The organism is Nocardioides sp. NPDC051685 (assembly GCF_044453405.1).
In the GTDB taxonomy this organism is placed as follows: domain Bacteria; phylum Actinomycetota; class Actinomycetes; order Propionibacteriales; family Nocardioidaceae; genus Nocardioides.
Genome location: NZ_JBITCR010000013.1, coordinates 67,953 through 90,033 on the forward strand (window position 1 = coordinate 67,953; position 22,081 = coordinate 90,033).

The 22,081-nt window shown below is 65.6% G+C and carries 18 protein-coding genes and 1 pseudogene; 6 read left to right on the top strand and 13 right to left on the bottom strand.

All coding sequences use genetic code 11. The features are described from left to right. Positions 1-5 precede the first annotated feature (5 nt). From ACIA03_RS26255 to ACIA03_RS26275, 5 genes are all read right to left on the bottom strand, one after another. Entirely contained in the window at positions 6-794 is a 789-nt protein-coding gene (locus ACIA03_RS26255; RefSeq protein WP_396988073.1) for an N-acyl homoserine lactonase family protein, read from the bottom strand. Positions 795-859: 65 nt separating this feature from the next. Next, entirely contained in the window at positions 860-2,314 is a 1,455-nt protein-coding gene (locus tag ACIA03_RS26260) for an aldehyde dehydrogenase family protein (RefSeq protein WP_396988075.1), read from the bottom strand. Between the two features lie 111 nt (positions 2,315-2,425). Further along, positions 2,426-4,579, bottom strand: coding sequence for an acetate--CoA ligase family protein (locus tag ACIA03_RS26265; RefSeq protein ID WP_396988077.1), 2,154 nt, complete (start codon positions 4,577-4,579; stop codon positions 2,426-2,428). Beyond that, entirely contained in the window at positions 4,576-5,400 is an 825-nt protein-coding gene (locus ACIA03_RS26270; protein ID WP_396988079.1) for an enoyl-CoA hydratase/isomerase family protein, read from the bottom strand. The genes ACIA03_RS26265 and ACIA03_RS26270 overlap by 4 nt, the downstream gene beginning before the upstream one ends. After that, a complete protein-coding gene (locus ACIA03_RS26275) occupies positions 5,397-7,409 on the bottom strand; it encodes a flavin-containing monooxygenase (protein ID WP_396988081.1) in 2,013 nt (670 codons plus the stop codon). Before ACIA03_RS26275 ends, ACIA03_RS26270 begins: the two co-directional genes overlap by 4 nt. Positions 7,410-7,475: 66 nt before the next feature. On the opposite strand from ACIA03_RS26275, the gene ACIA03_RS26280 reads away from it, so the two are divergent. The 3 genes from ACIA03_RS26280 (at position 7,476) to ACIA03_RS26290 (ending at position 11,483) form a co-directional block, all read left to right on the top strand. Further along, positions 7,476-8,393: an alpha/beta hydrolase gene (locus ACIA03_RS26280; RefSeq protein WP_396988083.1), complete on the top strand. Its 918-nt coding sequence runs from the start codon at positions 7,476-7,478 to the stop codon at positions 8,391-8,393. 139 nt (positions 8,394-8,532) lie between these two features. Next, complete coding sequence (locus tag ACIA03_RS26285) at positions 8,533-10,371, top strand: flavin-containing monooxygenase (RefSeq protein WP_396988085.1); 1,839 nt, start codon at positions 8,533-8,535, stop codon at positions 10,369-10,371. Further along, positions 10,371-11,483 carry a zinc-binding dehydrogenase gene (locus tag ACIA03_RS26290; RefSeq protein WP_396988087.1) on the top strand — a complete coding sequence of 371 codons (1,113 nt, stop codon included), beginning with the start codon at positions 10,371-10,373 and terminating at the stop codon, positions 11,481-11,483. The genes ACIA03_RS26285 and ACIA03_RS26290 overlap by 1 nt, the downstream gene beginning before the upstream one ends. A gap of 309 nt (positions 11,484-11,792) precedes the next feature. On the opposite strand, the gene ACIA03_RS26295 is transcribed toward ACIA03_RS26290, so the two are convergent. The 4 genes from ACIA03_RS26295 to ACIA03_RS26310 form a co-directional block, all read right to left on the bottom strand. Beyond that, a complete protein-coding gene (locus ACIA03_RS26295; RefSeq protein ID WP_396988089.1) occupies positions 11,793-12,608 on the bottom strand; it encodes a mycofactocin-coupled SDR family oxidoreductase in 816 nt (271 codons plus the stop codon). 391 nt (positions 12,609-12,999) lie between these two features. After that, positions 13,000-13,962, bottom strand: a complete 963-nt coding sequence (locus ACIA03_RS26300) for a glycerate kinase (RefSeq protein WP_396988091.1) — start codon at positions 13,960-13,962, stop codon at positions 13,000-13,002. Continuing rightward, positions 13,959-14,951 carry a 2-hydroxyacid dehydrogenase gene (locus ACIA03_RS26305; RefSeq protein ID WP_396988093.1) on the bottom strand — a complete coding sequence of 331 codons (993 nt, stop codon included), beginning with the start codon at positions 14,949-14,951 and terminating at the stop codon, positions 13,959-13,961. The genes ACIA03_RS26300 and ACIA03_RS26305 overlap by 4 nt, the downstream gene beginning before the upstream one ends. A gap of 405 nt (positions 14,952-15,356) precedes the next feature. Then, positions 15,357-15,887 carry a flavin reductase family protein gene (locus ACIA03_RS26310; protein ID WP_396988095.1) on the bottom strand — a complete coding sequence of 177 codons (531 nt, stop codon included), beginning with the start codon at positions 15,885-15,887 and terminating at the stop codon, positions 15,357-15,359. A gap of 455 nt (positions 15,888-16,342) precedes the next feature. On the opposite strand from ACIA03_RS26310, the gene ACIA03_RS26315 reads away from it, so the two are divergent. The 3 genes and pseudogenes from ACIA03_RS26315 to ACIA03_RS26325 form a co-directional block, all read left to right on the top strand. Next, positions 16,343-17,230 carry an oxaloacetate decarboxylase gene (locus tag ACIA03_RS26315; RefSeq protein WP_396988097.1) on the top strand — a complete coding sequence of 296 codons (888 nt, stop codon included), beginning with the start codon at positions 16,343-16,345 and terminating at the stop codon, positions 17,228-17,230. Positions 17,231-17,301: 71 nt separating this feature from the next. Next, entirely contained in the window at positions 17,302-17,808 is a 507-nt protein-coding gene (locus ACIA03_RS26320; protein ID WP_396988099.1) for an NAD(P)H-dependent oxidoreductase, read from the top strand. 156 nt (positions 17,809-17,964) lie between these two features. Further along, positions 17,965-18,132, top strand: a pseudogene (locus ACIA03_RS26325) (IS481 family transposase); the annotation flags it as partial. 176 nt (positions 18,133-18,308) lie between these two features. On the opposite strand, the gene ACIA03_RS26330 reads toward ACIA03_RS26325, so the two are convergent. The 4 genes from ACIA03_RS26330 to ACIA03_RS26345 all read right to left on the bottom strand — a co-directional run bounded on the left by ACIA03_RS26330 (position 18,309) and on the right by ACIA03_RS26345 (position 22,071). After that, entirely contained in the window at positions 18,309-19,694 is a 1,386-nt protein-coding gene (locus tag ACIA03_RS26330; RefSeq protein ID WP_396988101.1) for an LLM class flavin-dependent oxidoreductase, read from the bottom strand. A 132-nt stretch (positions 19,695-19,826) separates the two neighbouring features. After that, positions 19,827-21,191 (bottom strand): MFS transporter, encoded by a 1,365-nt coding sequence (locus ACIA03_RS26335; protein WP_396988103.1) that lies wholly within the window; start codon positions 21,189-21,191, stop codon positions 19,827-19,829. A gap of 71 nt (positions 21,192-21,262) precedes the next feature. Beyond that, positions 21,263-21,556 (bottom strand): hypothetical protein, encoded by a 294-nt coding sequence (locus tag ACIA03_RS26340; protein WP_396988105.1) that lies wholly within the window; start codon positions 21,554-21,556, stop codon positions 21,263-21,265. Next, positions 21,553-22,071 (bottom strand): cupin domain-containing protein, encoded by a 519-nt coding sequence (locus ACIA03_RS26345; protein ID WP_396988107.1) that lies wholly within the window; start codon positions 22,069-22,071, stop codon positions 21,553-21,555. The genes ACIA03_RS26340 and ACIA03_RS26345 overlap by 4 nt, the downstream gene beginning before the upstream one ends. Positions 22,072-22,081 lie beyond the last annotated feature (10 nt).

The window sequence follows — 22,081 nt, forward strand, 5'->3', positions numbered from 1 at the left end:
GGTCCTTACTCGTAGCAGGTCGGAGCGTGACCGAGCGCAGCGAAGTCTTCCGGATCGTGGGTGATCCAGATCGTGGCGTCCTCGCTCTCGCGGATCCGCTTGAGCCGACGCAGGGTGGCCAGGGCGGCTTGGCTGTCGTGGTCGAAGGGCGTCGGATACTCGGCTTCGAGGGCGGCCCTCAGGTGCACCGCGTCGCCCGCGAGGACGAAAGTCCGCGACGCCAGCCGGACCCGTAGGCTCAGGTTCCCCGGGGTGTGGCCGGGCATAGGCATGATCACCAGGCTCCCGTCGCCGAAGATGTCCACGTCGATGCCCGGGACGGTACGCCAGTTCAGACCCTGGATCCTACGCACCTGTTCGGTTGCATAGGCGAAGACGCCGATCGGGTCCGGCGCGAGCGCGTAGGCGAACTCCCCCTGGCCGACGTAGAACACGGCGTTCGGGAACAGGTGGTGGGCACCCGCGTGGTCGAAATGCAGGTGCGAGGCGACCACGTGGGTGACGTCGTCGAGGCGGTAGCCCAGCTGTTGCAGCTGCCGGTCGATCTGCTGATCCTCCGTGGCCTGCAGGTTGATCAGGCCAGCGATCTGCTCGCCGTAGGTCTCTACAGGGTCTCGCATCCCTTCGGGCGCCATCCCGGTGTCGAAGAGCACCAGGCCCTTCGGGTGCTCGATCAGAAAAGCCGGCATCGGGATGCTGATCGTGCCGGACAGCCCGAACATCAGCAGCCCGGAGTCGAGCGTGAAGGTGGGTGAATCGAGTGCCCACATCCTGCGTGCCACGTTCACGGACATTGTCGAATCCAATCTCTAGGTGATCGGCGATCGGTAGGTCGCCGTGGGACGCCTGGCCGTGCGGCTCAGACGGTCGGGATGAATCCCTTGGGAAGCGCGATGGAGCGAAGGACGTAGCAGTTGTCCCGCCCCTCTCGAGCCCGCTCCCGTCCGAGACCGGAGCGCCTTACCCCTCCGAAGGGGCCACCGCCTCCACCCGGGGGCGCCTCGTTGATCCGGCAGGTCCCGGTCGTGACCTGACGGGCCACCGCGAGACCGCGATCCAGGTCGTCGGTGAACACGGCGCCCCCGAGGCCGTACTCCGAGTCGTTCGCGAGCTGAACCGCGTGGTCGTCGTCGGTGTAGCGGAGGACCGAGAGCACCGGCCCGAAGATCTCCTCACGTGCGATCGTCATATCCGGGGTGACGCCCGTGAAGACGGTCGGCTCGATGAACCAGCCCGTGTCCAGATCTGCCGGCCGACCGCCGCCGACAGCGACGGTGGCGCCCTCGCTGCGGCCGAGATCGAGGTACCGCTCGACGCGGTCGCGCTGCCGTCGCGCGGCCAGCGGACCGACCGCCACGCCGGCGTCGTGCGGGTTGCCGACGCGCATCGCCGAGACGGCGTCCACCACGGCGTCGACCACCTCGTTGTGACGCGACTCCGGGACCAGCAGTCGGGTCGTGGCAAAGCAGAGCTGTCCGTTGTTGGGCAGCGAGCTCTCGATGATCCGGGGTAGGTGCTGCCCGAGGTCGGCGTCGTCGAGCAGGATCGCGGCGGACTTACCACCCAGCTCGAGCGTCACACTCTTGAACGAGTCCGCTGCCAGCGAGGCGACGCGTGCACCGGCCACGGTGCTCCCGGTGAAGGAGATCCGGTCCACGCCGGGGTGCGACACCATCCGTTCGCCGACTTCGACGCCGCCGGGGATGATGCTCAGGACGCCCTCGGGGAGGCCGGCCTGCAGGAGTGCCTCTGCGACGTGGTAGCAGGACAAAGGGCTCTCGGGCGCGGGCTTGGCGATCACCGAGCAGCCGGCCAGCAGCGGCGTGACCATCCGGCCGATCAGCGAATGCACCGGGGCGTTCCACGGGATGATCGCCACGACAACCCCCACCGGGATCTTCTCGACCAGCACCTTCCCGGCCGGGCCGTCGCGCAGCTCCGCAGTGGGGAAGGCAACCATCTCGGCCACCTCCGCGCGAATAGAGGCGACGGCGGCTCCGGTGATCGGCCCCATGAAAGCCAGGGGCGAGCCCATCTCGTCGATCTGGAGGTGAGCCATATCGTCCACCTGCCCCTGGAGGATGTCGGCCGCACGGAGCAGCACCTCACCGCGTTCGGCGACGCTCATACGTCGCCAGGGGCCTTCGGCAAACGCTGTGCGAGCCGCAGCGACCGCTACGTCCACGTCGTCGGGCGTCGCGAGCGGCACCCTCCCGAACACCTTCTCGGTGATCGGCGAGACGACCTCGAGCCAGTCGTTGCCCTGCGGCTTGGCCCATCGGCTGGCGATGAACAGTTCCTGACGTTCAAGCATGACGTTCCTTCCGGATGTTGGTGGTACGAGGGACGGGGTGGTGGTGCGCGGCGGCGAAGCCGGCGGGATCTGCGGTCGTGCCCGCCGCCGCTGAATCGAATGCGGGCGGCGTCATGTCGCCCACTCCACGAGCGCGTCGAGGGCTTCGATCTCGGATCCCCGGGCGAGCATCGGATTGACTTCCAGCGACAGGACTTCCCTCGGGGCGCTGGCGACCGCACGTGTGATAGCAAGGATCTGACGGACCAGCTCGGCGCGATCGACAGGCGGGGAACCGCGGTAGCCGTCCAGCAGTGCACCACCTCGGAGCTCGCCGAGCATGTCCTCGACGTCGCCGGCGCTGACGGGGAGCACGCGCAGGCTGACGTCGCGCATGATCTCGGTCCACACTCCGCCCAACCCGACCGCGAGAACGTTCCCCCAGGTCGGGTCAGCGACCACGCCCACGATGAGCTCCACTCCGCGCTCGCGCATCGGGCTGACCAGGACACCGTCGGGCGCCCGACCGGCGCCGGCCTGGACGGACGTTACGAGTGCGGCGTGCTCCGCGCGGAGCTGTTGCTCGTCATGGATGTCCAGACGTACGCCGCCGACGTCGCTCTTGTGCTGCAGGTCGGTGCCCACCGCCTTCAGCACGACGGGATATCCCAGACGGCCGGCAGCCTCGACGGCGGCCTCGACGTCGCCGACATGCTCCGCGGGAACCACCCGCGCTCCGCAACGGTCGAGGAAGTCCCGAGTGCGCGGCTCGTCCCACCTCTCGGGCCCTGGCTCCACATCCGAAACGGCGATCGCGGGCTCCGTCTCCACGGCCGTAGACCGAGCGATGGCCCACTCGGTGCGATTCGCGAGACGGCCCAACGCTCGCGTCACGTGGGCGAGCCCGCCGGACAGATAACGCGCCTTGTGCTCAGCGAAGTAGTTCGCGGCGATCTCGGAGGTCCGTGCGCCGACGTTCTCGACGAAGTAGGTCGGCACCGCGTTGGCAGCGAGCCGCTCGGCCGTCTCGGCGACGATGTGGGTCAGGTGGTTCTCCAACGCCTCAGGCGTATGCGGCACAGGAACGCCGAGCAGGAGCGTATCGACCTGCTCGTCCGCCGAGACCGCGGCCGCGATCTCACTGAGAGCCGCGACCCGGGTGGTCGCGGTACCGGTCGTGTCCAGGGGGTTGTAGATACGTTCCGGAGCCTCGGGCACGGTACGGACCTCCGCGACGGTGCCTTCGCCGAGCTCGGGAAACGTCAGCCCCGCGCGATCGCCAAGGTCAGCCGCCTGGGTGCAGAAGCCACCGCTGAGGCTGACGAAGGCGGTCCGCCGGCCTACTCGGCCACCGGTGACCGACGCTGCTGACGCGGTGTAGACGAGCTCCTCCGCCGAATGGGCCCGGACGATGCCGTGCTGGCGGAAGACGGCGTCGAGAACGTCGTCGTCTCCAGCGACACCACCGGTGTGGGCGGCGGCGACCCGCGCCGCGGCCTCTCCCCGGCCCACCTTGCAGGCGACGACGGTCTTGCCGGCGGCGTTGGCCAGATCGACGGCCTCGAGGAAGGCATGCGGCTGGCGCACGGACTCGAGGTACAGCGCAATGACACGGGTGTGCTCGTCTCGAGCGGCGTACGCGATGACGTCTCCGGCCGTGACCATCGCCTCGTTCCCCGTCGAGACTGCCCAGCTCGTGCCGATCTGGTCCTGGGCGGCGAAATTGACGAGGGTCGACCCCACCGCGCCGCTCTGGGACACGATCGCGATGTCGCCCCGGGGCAGCACCGGAGGCAGCCTGGTCGCCATCGCAGTCAGCCCGGTCACCGTGTTCACGAATCCCAGCGTGTTGGGGCCAAGGAGGACCACGCCGTGCGCGCGCGCCAGTTCGACGAGCTCACGCTGCAAATGAGCACCTTCCGTGGTGCCCTCTTCGGCGTATCCGCCGCTGAGCACAACAGCCTGGTGGATGCCGTGTGCAGCCAGCTCCGGAATGGCCTGAGCGACGCGCGGAGCTCCGAGTGCGAGGAAGGCAAGGTCGACCTCGGACGGCAGATCGGCGATCGTCGGCAGCGCCGTTCGTCCGAAGACCGTGCCCTCCGCCCGCGGATTGACCACGTGGATCGCGGAGGTGTCCATGCCCCCGACGGCACCGTCGATGCTGCCGAACAGGTGCCGCAGGAACATCGACTTCTCGCTCGCGCCGACCACGGCCACCTGGCTGGCACCCATGAGGCGCTCGACGCTGTCGACGATGTTGGTGTCCAAGTTGTCGGGCTTGGTCATGAGTCCTGCTCCTTCTTCGACGCCGCCTTGGCTGCGAACCGCTCGCGAAGCTCCCGCAGGGCCGCATGCATCTCTGGATCGCGAAGGCGCGCGGTCTGGGTGCGTGATTCGACGTCCATCGCAGACACCAAAGTGGTGGTCTCGAGGTTCGTCACGAGGTCCGCCTTCGTCGCGCGCACGGCCTCCGGAGGCAGCGCGGCGACGTCGGACGCCATGCTGAGGGCTGCGGCGAGCAGGTCGTCCGCCGGCACCACCCGGTTCACGAGGCCCACGCGCTCGGCCTCGCTCGCTTCCATGGTGCGGCCGACAAGCAGCAACTCGGCGCTCAGTCCCGATCCGACGAGTCGCGGAAGCAGCCAACTGGTCCCCAACTGGCCCGCCGAGAGACCCAGTTGGGTAAAGGCTGCTGCGAATCTGGCCGACGGCGCGGCCAGACGGATGTCGGCGGCCAGGGCGAGGGCGAGGCCACCCCCGGTTGCCGGACCGTTGACAGCGGCGACTATCGGGACAGGGATGGCCCGTATCGCCGCCATGGCGGCCACGCCGCGAGCCTGGTGGCGCCTGATCCTGGCTGTCGACCACCGTTCGAGGCCCTCCATGTTGGAGAGGTCTCCCCCGGCACAGAACGCCTTGCCTGCGCCGGTCAGGACAACTGCACGAACGTCGTCGTCGGCGGTCAGTTCCAGGCCTACGTTCGCCAGGTCCTCGAACATCGCCGGGTTCATCGCGTTGAACCGGTCGGGCCGGGACAGGGTGACCTGGACGACGTGTGGCGCGACCTGCTCGACGCGCAACGTCTCGTAGTCCCGACCTGCGATCATGAGGAAACCTCGGTTGCGACGGCGCGGTCGGCCGAGACCTGGCCGAGGTCGTAGTCATCGAGGTCCGCCCTGGTCGTCTGGTTCCAGATGTCGATGAGTCGCCACGGCGCATTGGTCACTACACGACCTTGCTCGTTCCGATACCACGTGTCCATACCCGGGTGCGTCCAGATGAGCCGTTCGTGTGCGCGGTCGACCTCCTCGTTGTAGGAGTCGCGCACTTCGTTACGGCACTCGACCGTGTGAGCACCCGCTGCCGCCATCTGCGCGATCAGGGACATGATGTAGCGGACGTGACACTCGGTGATATAGAGCAGGCTTCCGCCGTGGCCGAGGTTGGTGTTCGGCCCGTACAGCATGAACATGTTCGGGAACATGCGCTCGGTCATGCCGAGGTAGGCGCGTGCATCATTGGCACCCCACTGGTCTCTCAGCACCACGCCCTCGCGACCCCTGACCTCCAGGGAGCCGAGCAGATTGAGACTGTCGAATCCGGTCGCGTACACGATCGTGTCGACCTCGTACCTCGTCCCGTCGTTGGTCTCGACCGCATCCTCGGTGATCCGCGTGACTGCTCCGGTCTCCAAGGTCACGTTGGGCCGGCGAAGCGCGGTGAACCAGCCGTTGTCCAGCAGCATCCGCTTGCCGAACGGCGGGTAGGCAGGCAGGGACTTCTCGATGAGGTCCGGCCGACCGTCCAGCTGTCGCTCGAAGTACGACGTGAAGTACTTGCGGTGGCCCTCGTTGACCGAATTGATCGAGAGCGCGTCGGAGGGCCAGTCCTCGTCACGGATCAGGCTGTCGTAGACCTTGTCGCCGAAGACCCAAGCCTGCCGCATGCGATACCAGGCGGCATAGAACGGGACGTGCTCCATGAGGTAGCGGATGTCATCGGTCACCGCGCGGCTGTACTCGTCGTTCGGCGCCACCCACTGCGGGGACCGCTGGAACACGGTCATGGCAGCGACATCGTCGGCGATCGCGGGAACCAGCTGCATGGCGCTCGCGCCGGTGCCGATCACTGCGACGCGACGTCCGGAGATGTCGAATCCGGCCGGCCACCGGGCCGAGTGGAACTGGTCGCCGCGGAACTCGTCCTGACCCGCGATCGTGGGCACCTTCGGCTGATTGAGCTGCCCCACCGCCGAGACCATGAACCGCGCCTTGACCTCGACGACGGCACCGCCGGGTCCCGTTCCCGCCACTGTCCATCGGCCCGTCCCCTCGTCATACACCGCCGAATCGACACTGACGCCGGTCTGGATGTGCTCACGAAGCCGGAACCGGTCTACTGTGCGGGACAGGTACGCGTGAACGTCCTGCTGCTTGGAGTAGTAGCGGTTCCAGTTGCTCGGTGCGAACGAGTAGGAGTACCAGTAGCTGGGCGTGTCAACCCCACAATCGGGATACCGGTTCTCGAACCAGGTCCCCCCGATGTCGGGATTCTTTTCAAGAATCGTGAAGGGGATTCCCGCCTGCTTGAGCTGAACCGCCAGGCAGATTCCCGACGTGCCGGCACCGATGATCACGACGTTGTAGTCATCCTTGTCAGGGAGGTCGGCAAACGCCTCCGGGGAGAAGCGGGGGCGCAGGCCCATCTCCTCGGCCATCATCTGCGCATAGTTCTCACCGACGGGCTCCCCCATGCAGGCGCTCATGATCTGGGTGAGTTCTTCTGTGTCTGTCTCCGGTACAGACCAGGACGGATCCTGGGCGAACCTCATGGTGAGGTTGAGCGCGGCCATGCGGATCTCGGCCTGCGCCTGCGGGTCAAGGTCGCCCGTCGCATGGTCTGAGAGACCTTTCGTGCGAGTGGGGAGATAGGGCTCACGGAGCCATTGAGTGCCCTCGACCTGCGCCAGCACACCGACGAGTGTCGGGATGTTGGCGGACTCGAGCGCCTGGGAGAGCCGATCCCGGTCGACGGGTGCGTCCGCCAGTCCGCCCAAGGTCACGACGGGCTCGAAGCTGTTGTTGCTGGGTTCCACGGCTGTCACCTGCGTTCTCATGAAGTACACTGTGCGGTCAGTATATACCCTGGATCACACCTTCCATCAAGTTCGAGGAGAAACAACATGCACGAGACCCCCGTCGCGCCAAGGGAGGATCGCCTCAGCCCGAACGTGTTGGGCCTGGTGAGGGCGATGCGCAGAGATCCCGCGACTCCGCAGTGGCCGGTGGCGCGTCATCGCGACACATACGAGACCGCGATGAGCGCTCGCCCCTTGCCGGCGGGAGTCAGCCTGTCGCAGGTCTCCACTCCGGGTGGCGTTGCCGAATGGATCCGTCCGACACGGGCGCGGGACACAGAGACGATCCTCTACCTGCACGGCGGCGGCTTCGTGATGGGGTCCATCGTGACGGCTCGCCCTATCGCGGCCGACCTTGCGAAGCGGACTGGACGACCGGTACTCGTGCTCGACTACCCGCTCGCACCGGAAGCTACCTTTCCCGAACAGCCCCACGCGGCGGCCCGCACCTGGGCTTGGCTCCTCGAACAGGTTGGAGTCATTCACGATCTCGTCATCGCCGGCGACTCCGCTGGCGGCGCCCTCGCGGTATCCACGATGCTGCTACTGCGCGAACAGGGACACTCGCTGCCGGCCGCATGCGTCCTACTCTCGCCACTACTCGACCTGCGCATGGGAAATCCGACACTCGATACGGCGCTTGCCGACGACCCCCAACTGCCCCGCTGGATGCTCACCTGGATGTGCGAGAGCTACCTGGGCGGCGTGACCGATCCAGCCGACACACTCGCGTCCCCCGTGCTCGCCGACCTCCGCGGACTGCCGCGAACGCTTGTGCAGACCGCCGAACTCGAGGCGCTTCGCCCGGACGCCGAGCTGTTCACCGCCCGCTGCACAGATTCCAAGGTCGATTGCTCTCTTCAGATATGGCCCGGGATGATCCACGTCTGGCACAACTTCACTCCTCGCCTACCCGAAGCGGCCGATGCCCTGCAGGCGGTGGCCAATTGGCTGGCCGAGTGACCATAAGGTTCTGTCCGGTCAGTATACTTTTCGAGATTTCTCGGCTACGGTGCTGTACGACCGGTGACACACGTCACACGACAACCGGTGGTGCTGCGGCTGGTGCTCCGCTCCACCCCTCACCGTCCTGGAGGACGTCATGACTCAAACCGAAGCGCAGGCTTCGACCACCACGGCGCTGGACCCGGACCAGATCGCTGCCAAGTACCTCGAAGAGCGCGACAAGCGACTCCGGTCCGATGGTTTCGGCCAATACGTCACCGTCGACATCGACTCGGAGGTGGACCACGACCCGTTTGTCACGCAGGTCGTTCAGCGCGCCGCCGTTACGGAGGAGGTGGAGGTCCTCGTCGTCGGCGGGGGCTTCTCCGGGTTGATGGCAGCGGCCGAATTGATCCGTAGCGGTGTCCACGACGTCCGGATCATCGAACGCGGAGCCGGCTTCGGAGGCACGTGGTACTGGAACCGCTACCCCGGCATCGCCTGCGACGTGGAGTCGTCCATCTACTTCCCCATGCTCGAGGAGATCGGCACGATCCCTAGCGAGCGCTACGCGAACGGCACCGAGATCCGCTCGCACGCCGAAGCCATCGCCGACCGCTTCGACCTCGAGTCGCGGACCCTTTTCCAGACTCGCGTCGACGACCTCACGTGGGACGAGGGGGCGCGGCGTTGGATCGCCACCACAACCCGCGGTGACCGGATCACTGCGCACCATGTGGTGCTCGGAACCGGGGGCCTCATCTCGAAGCCCAAGCTTCCCGGCGTGCCCGGACTCATGGACTTCCGAGGCAAGTGGTTCCACACCAGCCGCTGGGACTACGACTACACCGGCGGTGACTCCTTTGGCGGTCTCACCGGCCTCGCTGGCAAGCGTGTCGCCGTCATCGGCACCGGGGCCACCTCGCTCCAGGTCGTACCTCACCTCGCGGAGGCGGCCGACCACCTGTACGTCGTCCAGCGGACGCCCAACGCTGTCGACGTACGCGGAAACGGTCCGACGGACCCCGACTGGTTCGCCAGCCAGTCGCCAGGGTGGCAGAAGGAGCGCATGGCCAACTTCGACTCAATCCTCGCGGGCATCCCCCAAGCCGAGGACATGGTCGGCGACCAGTGGACCCAGATCTGGGGCTTCCCGCCGCTGGAGATCCCCGAGGACGGTTCGGCGCCCGACATGGCCGCCTACATGCAGGCGATCATGGCCAACGACCTCAAGCAGATGGAGCGGATTCGCCAGCGCGTTGACGATCTGGTCGACGACCCCGCGACAGCCGAGGCCCTCAAGCCCTGGTTCGCGACGCACTGCAAGCGTCCCGGCTTCCACGACAGCTACCTGCAGACCTTCAACCGCGCAAACGTGACTCTGGTCGACACCCAGGGCCGCGGCCTGGACCGGATCAGCGACCACGCCATCCACTTCGACGACCAGGCCTACGAGGTCGACTGCATCATCTACGCAACCGGGTTCGAGGCGGCCATCTCCCCTGGCCGCTCTGGTGGCTTCGACGTACGCGGCCGCGACGGGCTGCTTCTCGAGGACCGCTGGGCTGCAGGCGCGGCCAACCTGCATGGCATCTACACCCACGGCTTCCCCAACCTCCACGTCATCGGCGGAGTCCGCGGCGCCGCAGTGTCGATCAACATCCTGTACGTCAACAGCGAGCAGGCCAAGCACGTCGCGGCCGTGATCGCCGACCTCAACAGTCGGGGGGTGGATTCGCTCGAGATCACTGCCGAGGCTGAGTCGGATTGGCAGGACCGGATGGCGGAGAAGTCTGTCTATAACGAGGAGGCGACCCGCGCCTGTACACCCGGCTACTACAACAACGAAGGCGACCTGGAGGCGGCGAGCAAACCCTTGTTCGCCGCGGTCTACGGTGGCGGCCCGGTCGAGTACATCGGCATCCTGGAGGAGTGGCGCTCGAAGCGGATCGACGAGACTGCGATCCTGGCGTTCGAAGAGGAGGTCGAGGGCTGATGTCGACGAGCATCTCCGCGGCGGTGCTGCGCAGCGCCGGAAAGCCGCTCGACGTCACGACCTTGACCCTCGACGAGCCCCGGGACGGCGAGGTGCTCGTCCGCTACGTGGCCAGCGGGTTGTGTCACAGCGACCTCCACGTGATGGACGGGTCCATGGCTCACCCTGGCCCTGTCGTGCTGGGGCATGAGGGCGCAGGCGTGGTCGAGAAGGTCGGCCCCGGGGTGACCACGGTCAGCGTCGGCGACCACGTGCTGACCTCCTACCAGCCATCGTGCGGTCGTTGCTGGTACTGCTCGCAGGGCCGATTCAACCTGTGTGAGCTCCGCGATGCCAACCGCACCGTGATGGCCGACGGCACGACCCGGATGAAGGACCCTTCGGACGGAAGCGACATTCTGCACTTCTTCCAGCTCTCGACCCACGCCGAGCGCGCCGTCGTGCCCGAACTGGGACTGGTGAAGATCCGCAAGGATGCGCCGCTCGAACTGGCGTGCCTGGTCAGCTGCGGGGTCGCGACCGGCTTCGGTGCGGTCGTCAACAAGGCCAAGGTCCACGCCGGCAGCACCGTCGTCGTCATCGGCTGTGGCGGCGTCGGCCTCAACGCGATCCAGGCTGCCGCGCTGGTCGGAGCCGCGAAGATCGTCGCTGTGGACCGCCTTCCGCACAAGCTCGAGCATGCCCGTGAGTTCGGTGCGACACACACCGTCGACGGTACCGATGAGGAGAGTGCGCTGGCCCAGATCCGGCAGATCTGCGGGCACGACGGCGCTGACTACGCGATCGAGGCCGTCGGCGTGCCCGCTACCATCATGATGGCGTTCAACTGCATCCACCGCGGCGGCACTGCGGTGATCAATGGCGTCACCGCTGACGGAGCGAAGATCACCTTCGACCCCCGCTTGCTGCTCACCGAGCGCGTCCTCACGGGGACCTCCTTCGGCAGTATCCGTGCTCGAATCGACCTCCCGCTCATCGTCGACCTGTATATGGACGGCAAGTTCAAGCTCGATGAGCTCGTCAGCCGGGAGGTGGAGCTGAAGCAGATCAACGATTCGTACGGGCGACTCGCGGCTGGTGAGGCCCGCAGGGAAGTCTTGCGTTACGGCTGAACCACCTGATCGTGGGTTCGAGCCCCGAACGATGACCTGGCCGGGTTCGTCGTTCGGGGCTTCGGCATCCTGATCCAGCCGCTGCGGACCACGCAGCTACCTCAGGCCGTGAGACTCGTCATCAGCCGTGGGACCTCGATGGCCCGTTCTATGCCGAGTTCCGCAGGCGGCCCAGCAGCGTCCGACCAGATTGATCATCGCGCACTCTCACCGACGGCCAAGCCAGGAGCAGAGCCGCCGACGGGTCAGACGGAGCGGAGATCACTGAGGCCGACTGCCGCCGTTCTTTGCAGAGCCAGGCACCTGCCACTATCGGCGGTTGACGTGCCCTGCGTCGACAGGCAGAGCGACGCCCGTGACGTATCGGGCTTCGTCAGAGGCCAGCCACGCCACCGCATCCGAGACGTCTTGAGGTTCGATCATCGGCACGGGCATCGCGTTCGCCAGTGCGCCGGCCATCTTGGGGTCACTTTCGAAGTAGGCGCCGACAGCTTCATTGACGATCATCGGCGTGTTGACGCCGGAGGGATGCACGCTGTTCACTCTGATGCCGTGCTCTGCGTAGCAGTTCGCGAAGGAGCGCATGAGTCCCACAACGCCATGCTTGCTCGCGGTGTAACCCAGCAGGCCCGGGGAGTTGCCGCCGATCCCGATCAGTCCGGCGGTCGAGCTGGTGAGAACGATCGCGCCTCCACGGGCACGGGCCACCATGCGCGGCGCGGCCACCCGCACTGTGTGGTAGACGCCGGTCAGGTTGACGGCAAGCGCGTCGTGCCACTGCTGATCGTCGTGATGCACCGACATTGGTGCGATGCCGGCATTTGCGATCACGACGTCGACCGGTCCGATTTCCTCGACACCCCGCTCGAATGCTGCCTGGAGCGCCTCGAGGTCGCGGACGTCGGCCGTCAACCCGACGGCGCGGCGCCCGAGCCTCTCCACCTCCTTCACGGTCAGGTCGAGGTCCTCGGATGTACCCATGGCGTAGGGGACCGAGCCGATCTGGTCGCAAAGGTCGAGGGCGATGACGTCGGCGCCTTCCTCCGCGAGCCGCAGCGCGTGAGTTCGTCCCTGCCCTCGCGCGGCTCCGGTGATGAACACAACCTTGTTCTCGAACCTTGTCATCGACTCTCCTCAGTCATATCGATCAGTGGTCGTGCGTCACGGAGGCTGCAGCCAACGGCGTGACGAACGTAACAGAACCTCGACGATTTTGTATACTGTCCGGACAGGATTCCTTGATCGGCCGGTATCCCGGCAACGAACGATCAAACGCGGTACAAGGCGACAACAGCCATGCGCTCAATGCTGATCGAGGCAGCAACCCCGACCACGATCTTGCTGGCCGTCGATCCAAGAGTCGTCCTGGCTGTCGCGAGATAGGTTCTGCCATCGACCAGGCATCAGCGGGATGGCTGACGCCTGCTGGGCTCGAGGAGCCGAAAGCTTCCGGGCAATGAGGACACCCGATACGACGGCCCTGGCGTCGGGCGTCGCGTCGGTTGCGGGCCGATTCTCATCGGTACCGCGCACCGAGTTCGCGGCCCGCGGCCTCCAGCTCGACGATGGTGGACGCGACACGAATGTCGGCAAACACCGGCAGGGCCTGCGCGTTGTCCTCGACCGAACCGACGACCGCATGCACCGGGACGCCCGCGGATCGCAGCAGGATCTCGGAGATGATTTTGCCCTCCGCCGTCTGTGCGTCGAGGCGCCCCTCCCCCACGATCACCGCTCTGGCGGATGTGACCGCCTCAGCAAATCCCAGTGCGTCGAGGACGAATCCGGCTCCGGAGACGATACGGGCGTCGAACTGGGCCCACAGTCCACCGGCGAGGCCGCCCGCGGCCCCTGATCCCTCGATCCCATGGGGGTCGCGCGGAAGCTTGGCGCGGTTGGCGTGCAGTCGTCGCGTGAGGAATTCGACGTCCTCCGCGTCGGCGCCCTTCTGCGGACCGAACACGGTCGCGGCGTCACAGTAACGAGTCCGGACGTCGCTCAGCACTGTGATTGCTGCTCCGCTGAGACCGCCGGCGGCCTCGATCGCGGAAATCGCCCCGACGCCACCGTCCGTCGTCGCGGAACCACCGGCCGCCACCACGATCTCGCGCGCTCCACGACGGGCAGCGTGGGCGATCTGAAGACCAACACCCACCGTGTCGGCGGTACGCGGATCACGAATCCCGTCGTGCGTCGTCGTCAGCCCGCAGGTCTGGGCGACCTCGACGACGGCAATACCGTCGGGCGAAAGGCCCCATCTCGCTGGGCTCGGGGAGCCCCAAGGGTTCACCCCGTCGGCCTCGATGATATCGAGGCACAAAGGGCCCCGGAGTACATCGAGGGTGCCCTCACCACCATCGGCAACAGGCAGCCTCAGCGTCCTGGCTCCCGCCGCCTCGAGACCGCGAGCGATCGCGTCCGCGACGGAGGGCGCGGAGTGCGTTCCTTTGAAGCTGTCGGGCGCAACGATCACCGTCATGCGACCCACGCCTCTGGGTTCACCGGGTGCGGTGGAACCTCCCGACGCGCCATCGCGAGCGCGTTCAGCGCGCACAGTTCCGCCATCCTCGACCGCACGGCCACGGTGGCGCTGCCGAGATGCGGGAGCAGAACCGTGTTTGCCTGGTCGATGAGCCCCGGTGCCAGCACCGGCTCGTTCTCGTACACGTCCAGGCCGGCCCCTGCGATGACGCCGTGGCGCAAAGCGTCCACCAGTGCGTTCTCGTCGACGACCGGACCTCGTGCGGTGTTCACGAGGATCGCGCTCGGCTTCATCCGCGCCAGCACCCGGCGGTCAATCAGGTGGTGAGTCGACGCCGACATCGGAACGTGAACGGAGACGAAGTCCGAGGTCTCGATCAGCTCGTCGAAAGACACCCGGCGGCCAAGCGCAGGATCCACGTACGCCCCGGGCTGAACCTCGTTGTGCGGGCCACGGGCCGAACAATGCTGGACCGTCATGTCGAACCCTGCGGCACGGCGCGCCGTGGCGGCAGCGATGCGACCCGCACCGATCAGGCCGAGCGTGGCGCCCGTCACGTCACTACCCAGCAGCAGGTTCGGCGACCAACCGAGAAACTCGCCCTGCCGAAGGAATCCGTCGGCCTCAACACAACGACGGGCGGTAGCGAGGATCAGGAGCATCGCGATGTCCGCTGTCGGGGCCGTGAGCACCCCGGGCGTATTCGCCACCATGATTCCGCGAGCGGTCGCCGCCGCGACGTCGACGTTGTCGAAGCCCACCGCGTAGTTCGAAATCCCGTCGATCCGCGCACCCGCGAGTTCCTCGGCACCGAGGCGATCGGTGAGTTGAGACAGCACGACCGAGTACGTTCCCGACTCACATGCGGCCACCAGTTCCTCCGGGGTGTGCTCGTGCTCCCACACCGTGACCGATCCCGCAGCGGCGAGCAGAGCAGTGGCCGGATCCGGCAGTGGGGTGGTGACCAGGAATCGCGGGGTTCTCACACCGCGTCCTCAACGGGCACGGACGAGCCGCTACCTGATACGTCCAGGTGAGCGCACAGCTCCGGGGGTCCTGCATACTCCTGAACTAGGACGGCGTGGGGCCTGCCCCCTCCAGCGGTTTCGGCAGATTCACGCCAAGCGTGGACATTCAGACTGTCGTGTCCCGTTGTGTCCGGGCGATGCCAGGAGGGAAGGCCCTCACCGCTCGAACGGGGCATGACGAAGACTTGAGGGTGTTGCAACATCGTCTTCCTTCCGGGGTGATCCGTTTTTCTGTTACGGGCGAACCGCAGGATTGCCTTGCCCTCCGCGATCAGACCCGGCGCGGGCGCCCACGGCCGGCGTCAGCAGCAGAACATCTCCGCGGCTGGTGGATCAGCGATACCGCTTGGTCCACCGCGCGGTTCACTGGTCCACGGTCGTGGGCTGGCGCAGGTTGTGGAACCCGCTGGCGTGGTAGACCAGTGGGCCGACACCCTCATGGATCTCGAGGCCTTCGACACGCAGCAGCACGATGTCGTGGTCGCCAGCGGGCACGATCTGGTCAATGCTGCAGTCCAGCCAGGTCGCTGACTCCTGAAGGAAGACGGCGCCATCATCAGTGGCCGACCAGTCCAGACCAGCAAAACGATTCCCGGTCTTCGCCGCGAGCTGGAGGCAGGCCGCGTCGTGGCCGGCGCCGAGCACGGAGAGGCCAAGCCTCGGCCGATCAGCCAGTTGCGGCCAGGTCGTCGAGGTGTGCTGTACGCATACCGAGACCAGCGCCGGCTCCATCGAGACGGCGACAAACGAACTCGCGGCCATGCCGACGGGCTGGCCGTTACGAAGCGCGCAGACGGCGATAACACCACTTGGAAAACAACCATAGGCCGCGCGCAGGGTCGGTGTCCTCGTGGCCGGGTTGCTGTCGAGTACGTCAAGCTGAACTGTGCTCACGCTGGGTGCCTCCTACCCTTGTGGCTGATGGAGATGAGGTTGGACCAGTGACGTTATGAACAATGGTCGCGGTTCCGGTAACGCGAAGACGCCGAAGAGTTGGGCGTTTCCGCCACGCGACGCAGTGACGTTCGACGGTTTTCACGATTGAATGTCGCCTTCCCGCCTAATTCTTATGAATTCGCGTCATGCCCGCATATGCGACTAGACGGCATCGGCAACCGGTCCATGCTGTTGATCAGCACTGGTTCAAAGGCACCGGTCAGGTCGTTGCTCATTTCAGACAGGCGCGGAGTGCATAGCTCCGACCGTCCGCTTGAGGACCCTTAGGCGCCGCTGCCGAAAGAAGTGCTCGCCTTGGCACGACACCGCATCTCCTACCGAAAGGTGACCTGATGAGCGAGAAGAAGACGACCCGGCTCCGCCGGATATTCGAGAGCGACCGAACGGAGCTGATGCCGTTCGGCGTCCTACCGATTCATGCACAGATGGCGGAGCGCGCGGGGTTCGGCTCCTTCCACGTCTCCGGCGGCATGATGTCGTGGTGGAACGGGCTTCCTGACGTGGGACTGATGACTCGGACCGAGATCATCGACGCTGCACGGAGGATCGTTCAGTCCGTAGACATACCGGTGTACTGCGACGCGGACACCGGTTATGGCGGGATCCAGAACGTCCGCAAGACCGTCCAGGAGTTCATTGCCGCAGGCGTGGCCGGGATCCACCTCGAGGATCAACGTGACCCCAAGAAGGCGGGCGGTCAGGCAGGAATCGCGATCGTGTCCGACGAGGAGGCGATCGGGCGCCTACGCGCAGCCGTGGAGGCCCGGGATGAGCTCGACCCCGACTTCGTGATCACCGCACGCACCGATGGCTACGGCGCCGCAGGCGGCGGCCTCGAGGAAGCCCTGCGCAGGGGTCAGCTGTACCGTAAGGAAACCGGCGTCGACGTGATCTTCTACGAAGGCATCCGTTCCTGGGACGAAGTGCGTACGTTGATGGCTGAGACGCCCGGTCCTTCGTATGCGATCGCGAGCCGCCACGCCGGACCGACCCCACCCGTGGCCGAACTTTCGAAGATGGGGCAGGCCATCAACATCGTTCCGTTCATCATGCCGGCCGTACAGGCGCCTTGGCAGCTACTGCTGCAGGTGCGCGACTCTGGTGAGCTGACCGCGATCGACGAGAACCTGAACCGCCTGTTCGAGATCGAGGGCAGCGAGGAGTTCGTGGGGTGGGGAGATGCGTTCGTCAAGCCGAGCTATGCAGACGTCCGCGGGCTGGAGGAGCGCTTTCTGCCAGCTGACCAGCAGCGGGACTACGAAGACACGATCCACGACTGAGGCAATCCCGCCGAAGGAATCCACACTGTCACCGCGTCGCTCGGACGCGGTCTGCCCCAGGAGAGCTTCTGTTGACTACGACTGTCGTCATAGGGAATCCCAAGCCAGCATCCCGCACACTCGCCGCGTCCACGATGCTCGCAGAGAAACTGTCCGGTGCGCCGCCCGATCACGTCATCGATCTGGTCCACCTCGGTCCCGGCCTGCTTTCCTGGAATGACGAGGCGGTCGCCTCAGCGGTCAGGACCGTGCAGGCCTCGACGCTGGTGATCTTCGGCAGCCCCACCTACAAGGCGAGCTACACAGGCCTGCTCAAGCTCTTCCTCGATCAGTTCCCTGGGGGGACCGGCCTGGCAGATGTGGTTGCGGTTCCGTTCATGCTCGGCGGCGCGCCGAATCATGCACTTGCGCCCGAGTTCATGCTCAAGCCCGTCCTCGCTGAACTGGGCGGCACGTGTGCGCTACCTGGGCTGTACCTCCTCGATGCGAACTACGACGAAGATCCAGCGCTGGACTCCTACGTCCTACGCTGGCGCCCGGTGCTCGACGCTCTGACGCGGAGCAAGTCGGGGCGCTAGGTGTACTCGGCCAAGACGTTGGTAGCGGCGTACCTGGTTGAACAAAGAGAACCTCCGGTTGGGATGGGGCTTGTCGAAGGCCCACTCCCATCCGGAGGTTCTCGTGTCTCACGGTAGTGCCCGGCTGACCGTTCATGGTCGGCGACTCATCGTCCAGCCCGCACGGTCTCGCGGATCCCGCGCCGCCACGAGGTGCCCCACCCGGCCGAGAACGGCCCGATCACCGGCGAGGTCATCCGTGCTTCACGGGCAACCGGCAGGCGTTACGAACGCGATAAGCCGCGTGAACTAGTCCCAATGGACGTCAAGAAGCTCGGCAAGATCCGGGACGCCCGGCAAGCAGGACGGGCGCCTCACCTTGCTCACGGACACCGGACCTATCTGTCCACCGCCCGAAGGCACGGCCGAGAACCTGACGTACTCTAGGGACTCTTCTCGGGCACAGACCAGGTCGCCGCCGACCTACCTTGCTCGCATAGGCCGACGGCGCATCCGTAAAGTCACGATCGGTCGAGGTTTCTCCACTGTGCAGCCACGTGGTGTTCCTCAAGTCGCGGTCCGCGGCCGGGGAAGAGCTTTTCACGCAAGGTCCCGGGCTGGTACTCACGTCGCATCAGCCCGCGCCGCTGCAGTTCAGGCGCGACGTGGTCGATGAAGTCAGCGTATGTGCCAGGAACCAGCATGGACATGATGTTGATGCCGTCGACGCCCGCAGCTCGATACTCCTCGAGCCTGTCGGCGATGGTCTCGGGCGTGCCGGTGACCCGCCACTGCTTGGCCGAGAAAGCGAGGAGATCTGCCACCGTGGCTCGCCGGTCAGGCACCGTGTCGATGACAAGCTGGATCACGCCTCTCATGCCCGGGGCCTGCTCGATCAGGTCCTCGAGTGGCTGATCGGGATCGGAGGTGCTGAGATCCACACCGATGGTGCCGCTCATCACCGCCATCTGAGCCTCCAGGTCGTTCCACTCGTCGTACTCGGCTTCCTTGCGTCGAGCCTCTTCCTCCGTCGAACCCACGATGAAGGTAAGCCCTTCGATGAAGAGGATGTCGTCCGCTTTCCGGCCGGCCTGGGCGGCCAACGCCTTGACCTTCTCGACCTTTGCCGCGGACGCCTGCGGCGGGCCCGAGATCATGAAGACACCTTCGGCGTGCTTAGCGGCGAAAGCCATACCGGCTGGCGACGCGCCGGCCTGGAAGAGGACAGGGGTACGTTGTGGCGACGGCTCCACCAGATGGGGACCCTCGACGCTGTAACGCTCGCCCACGTGGTTGATCTTGTGGATCTTGCGGGGATCGGAGAACAGGCCGGTGCCGCGATCCTTCACCGCAGCCGCGTCTTCCCACGAGCCCTCCCACAGCTTGTAGGCGACCTCGGTGTACTCCTCGGCCCATCGATAGCGCTCGTCGTGATCGACAATCGTAGGCAACCCCATGCTGCGCGAGCCGTTCTTCGACACGCTGGTGACGACGTTCCAGCCGATACGGCCCTTTGTCAGGTGGTCCAGTGTCGAGGCGGCGCGGGCGAAGGCGAATGGATGCTGTTGCAGGATCGAGCTCGTGTAGATGAAGCCCAAGTCCTCGGTGGCGTGTGCCATCGCGGAGATGAGCACGCTGGGATCACTCACCGGGAACTGCACCGCATGCTCGGCGATGACATCCCACGAACCACGGAACTCGCCGTACAACCCGAAGATATCGGCGATGAAGATCCCGTCGAACCGGCCTCGTTCTGCGAGCCGAGCCATCTCTACCCACAGGTCGAGCGAGTTGTATTCGACGGCACGAGATTCGGGGTGTCGCCACATCCCAGGTGAAATGTGTGATGGCGTGTTCATGATGAAAAGATTGAAGAGCAACGGATCTGTACGTGACAACGAACTCATCTCCTATATGAAGTGGTCAACCATTTGTGCCCGAGGCGGACACGATGACACGGTCGGATCGGCCGAATAACCGGTGATGCGGTCGGCGCGTTGGCACCGACAAAAACTGCGACCTCGTTAAGCGCACATGAATCATTCCCGACTACCGAGGCCCGAGGTGTCTTCGGCAATTTCGCCGATGAGTCTGCGCTGCCGGCGTTCGCCATATACGTCCATGACGACCGACACCGTGCCAGCAGCGAAGAACCCGGCGGATACGAGGACGAACACGGGTGCGATCGTCCCCGCCGTGTCGAGGATGAATCCCGTCACATAGGGGCCGACGAATCCGGAGATGACGCCGAGCGAATTGACCAGGGCAAGGGCCGACGCGCCGGCCGCCGCGGCGAACACCTTGGACACGATGCTGAAGAACGTCGCGGTCGGAGCGAGCGCTCCGATGGCTACCAGGCACAGACCGATGTAGTTGATGGCGTGGTCACTGACGTTTGCCACGATGATGGCGCCGACGAGTCCGATGCTCAGAGCGACGGCGACGTGAACACCAGCTTTGCCCAGTCGTGAAACCGAGAACCCCATGGCGATCGCGACAATGGCAGCGAGTGCATACGGCAACGAACTGAGGATACTGGGGTTGATGCTCGGGTCACTCTCGTGCCAACCGGTCAGGACGGTGGGGAGGAAGAAGACCAAGATGTAAGTGCCGAGCGGAAAGAAGAAGTAAGCGATGCCGAGCAGCCAGACCCGTCCGCTTCGCAACCCCGCCTTGAACGAGTGCGAGGCAGCGTCCGAACCTTCCGCCGCACCGATCTCGGCGAGGAACGTCCGCTCCTCCGGGGTCAGCCACTTTGCCTGCGCGGGGCCATCAGGCAAGACGTAGTAGGCCACGATGCCGGCAATGATCGGAAGGATCCCGGCAACAAGGAAGAGGATGCGCCAGCCGGCGAAGTCGATGCCAAGCGAGTCACCCCACGGGATGAGCGCGAGCGAGATCGGTCCCATGACGATGATCGACACCGTTCCGGCGAACATATAGATCGAATAGGCGAAGGCACGCTTGGCCTGCGGGAGGAAGTAGGCGATGTACGCGAGAGCACACGGAGTCAGGCCGGCCTCGGCCACGCCGAGGAGAACACGCAGCGCGTAGAGCATGATCTCGTTGGCTGAGAAGGCCATGAGTGTCTGAGCGAGACCCCAGGTGATGACTATCCGAGGGAACCACCTCTTCGCCCCGTAGCGCCTCATGGCAGCGCTGCTGGGAATCTCGAAAAGGACGTACCCGAAGAAGAAGATGCCTGCGGCGAACCCGAACGCCGTGGCAGAGAGTCCGAGTTCCTCGTTCATTCCGCCGGGGCCGGCGAAACTCAAGCTCACCCGGTCCGTGATGGAGAAGAACATCAAGGCGCACAGCATGATGAGAATGCGTCCGTAGAACTTCCGGGAGACGCTGCGTACGAGTTCGTCGCTCCGCGGTGTGGGGGCCGTCGTTCGATTCACGGTGACTGTTCCTTCGACCTGAGTGGAAGCTGATAGAGCGGAAAATTGCAGTGTCGGTCCGTTGTCGAGGCTCAGTGGCAGATCGACGTACCGCCGTCGTTGGATGTCGGCTGTACGGTCATGTAGGGCACCTGATCGCTCAGGAAGAACAGGGTCGACCCGGCCATCTCTCTTCGGTTCCCCGAGCCTGTACAGCGGGTTTCCCTGCAGCCCGCGTCTTCCGTGGCGTGTGCCAGCGCGGATGCGAGAAGACTGAGTTCGCCCGCCGGGATCTGCACCGCATGTTCGGCGATGAAGATCCCAGCGAACGCATCGACCGGCCGGATCGGCCGGCTAGCTGGGGCAGTGGTCCGCGGGCCCTTCACCCAACGTTGGTCGGCGCGTTGGCACCGACGACGACCGCGACGTAGGTGCAGTCTTCGTCGTAGTGGTTGCGCCACGCGTGCGGAGCACCGGCCATGACCAGGATCGATCCAGGTGACAACGTCCGTACCTGCCCGCCCGGAAGCTCGATGTCGACCTTTCCGGAGATGATGATCTCGTAGTCGATGGTGTCTGTTCGGTGCATACCCGCGTCCCCGTGGGCGTCGCCCTCGACGTCGTCCCGATCCAACGCAGCGACGTCAAGCTTTCCCGCTGAACGGGCGGGGAATCGGAACACACCCAGGTTGGACCCACCCGGTCCAGGAAAGGACATGTCAGCGGGAGCGGCACCGATGCTCGTCGGCAGGGACGCGACACCCCCGGTGGACCACAGGAACGCTCCATCGAGCGCCCCCGGGATCTCCATCGTCGCGGGCGAACCCGCCTCGATGAAATGGGACTTGCCGTCGGCGTCGCATGCTGCGACGACCAGTTCGAACTCACTTGCGATAGCCATGGTCTGGGCT

Coding starts and splice junctions, on each gene's coding strand:
- ACIA03_RS26255 (WP_396988073.1), bottom strand. CDS start 794: ATGTCCGTGAACGTGGCACGCAGGATGTGGGCACTCGATTCACCCACC.
- ACIA03_RS26260 (WP_396988075.1), bottom strand. CDS start 2,314: ATGCTTGAACGTCAGGAACTGTTCATCGCCAGCCGATGGGCCAAGCCG.
- ACIA03_RS26265 (WP_396988077.1), bottom strand. CDS start 4,579: ATGACCAAGCCCGACAACTTGGACACCAACATCGTCGACAGCGTCGAG.
- ACIA03_RS26270 (WP_396988079.1), bottom strand. CDS start 5,400: ATGATCGCAGGTCGGGACTACGAGACGTTGCGCGTCGAGCAGGTCGCG.
- ACIA03_RS26275 (WP_396988081.1), bottom strand. CDS start 7,409: ATGAGAACGCAGGTGACAGCCGTGGAACCCAGCAACAACAGCTTCGAG.
- ACIA03_RS26280 (WP_396988083.1), top strand. CDS start 7,476: ATGCACGAGACCCCCGTCGCGCCAAGGGAGGATCGCCTCAGCCCGAAC.
- ACIA03_RS26285 (WP_396988085.1), top strand. CDS start 8,533: ATGACTCAAACCGAAGCGCAGGCTTCGACCACCACGGCGCTGGACCCG.
- ACIA03_RS26290 (WP_396988087.1), top strand. CDS start 10,371: ATGTCGACGAGCATCTCCGCGGCGGTGCTGCGCAGCGCCGGAAAGCCG.
- ACIA03_RS26295 (WP_396988089.1), bottom strand. CDS start 12,608: ATGACAAGGTTCGAGAACAAGGTTGTGTTCATCACCGGAGCCGCGCGA.
- ACIA03_RS26300 (WP_396988091.1), bottom strand. CDS start 13,962: ATGACGGTGATCGTTGCGCCCGACAGCTTCAAAGGAACGCACTCCGCG.
- ACIA03_RS26315 (WP_396988097.1), top strand. CDS start 16,343: ATGCCGTTCGGCGTCCTACCGATTCATGCACAGATGGCGGAGCGCGCG.
- ACIA03_RS26330 (WP_396988101.1), bottom strand. CDS start 19,694: ATGAGTTCGTTGTCACGTACAGATCCGTTGCTCTTCAATCTTTTCATC.
- ACIA03_RS26345 (WP_396988107.1), bottom strand. CDS start 22,071: ATGGCTATCGCAAGTGAGTTCGAACTGGTCGTCGCAGCATGCGACGCC.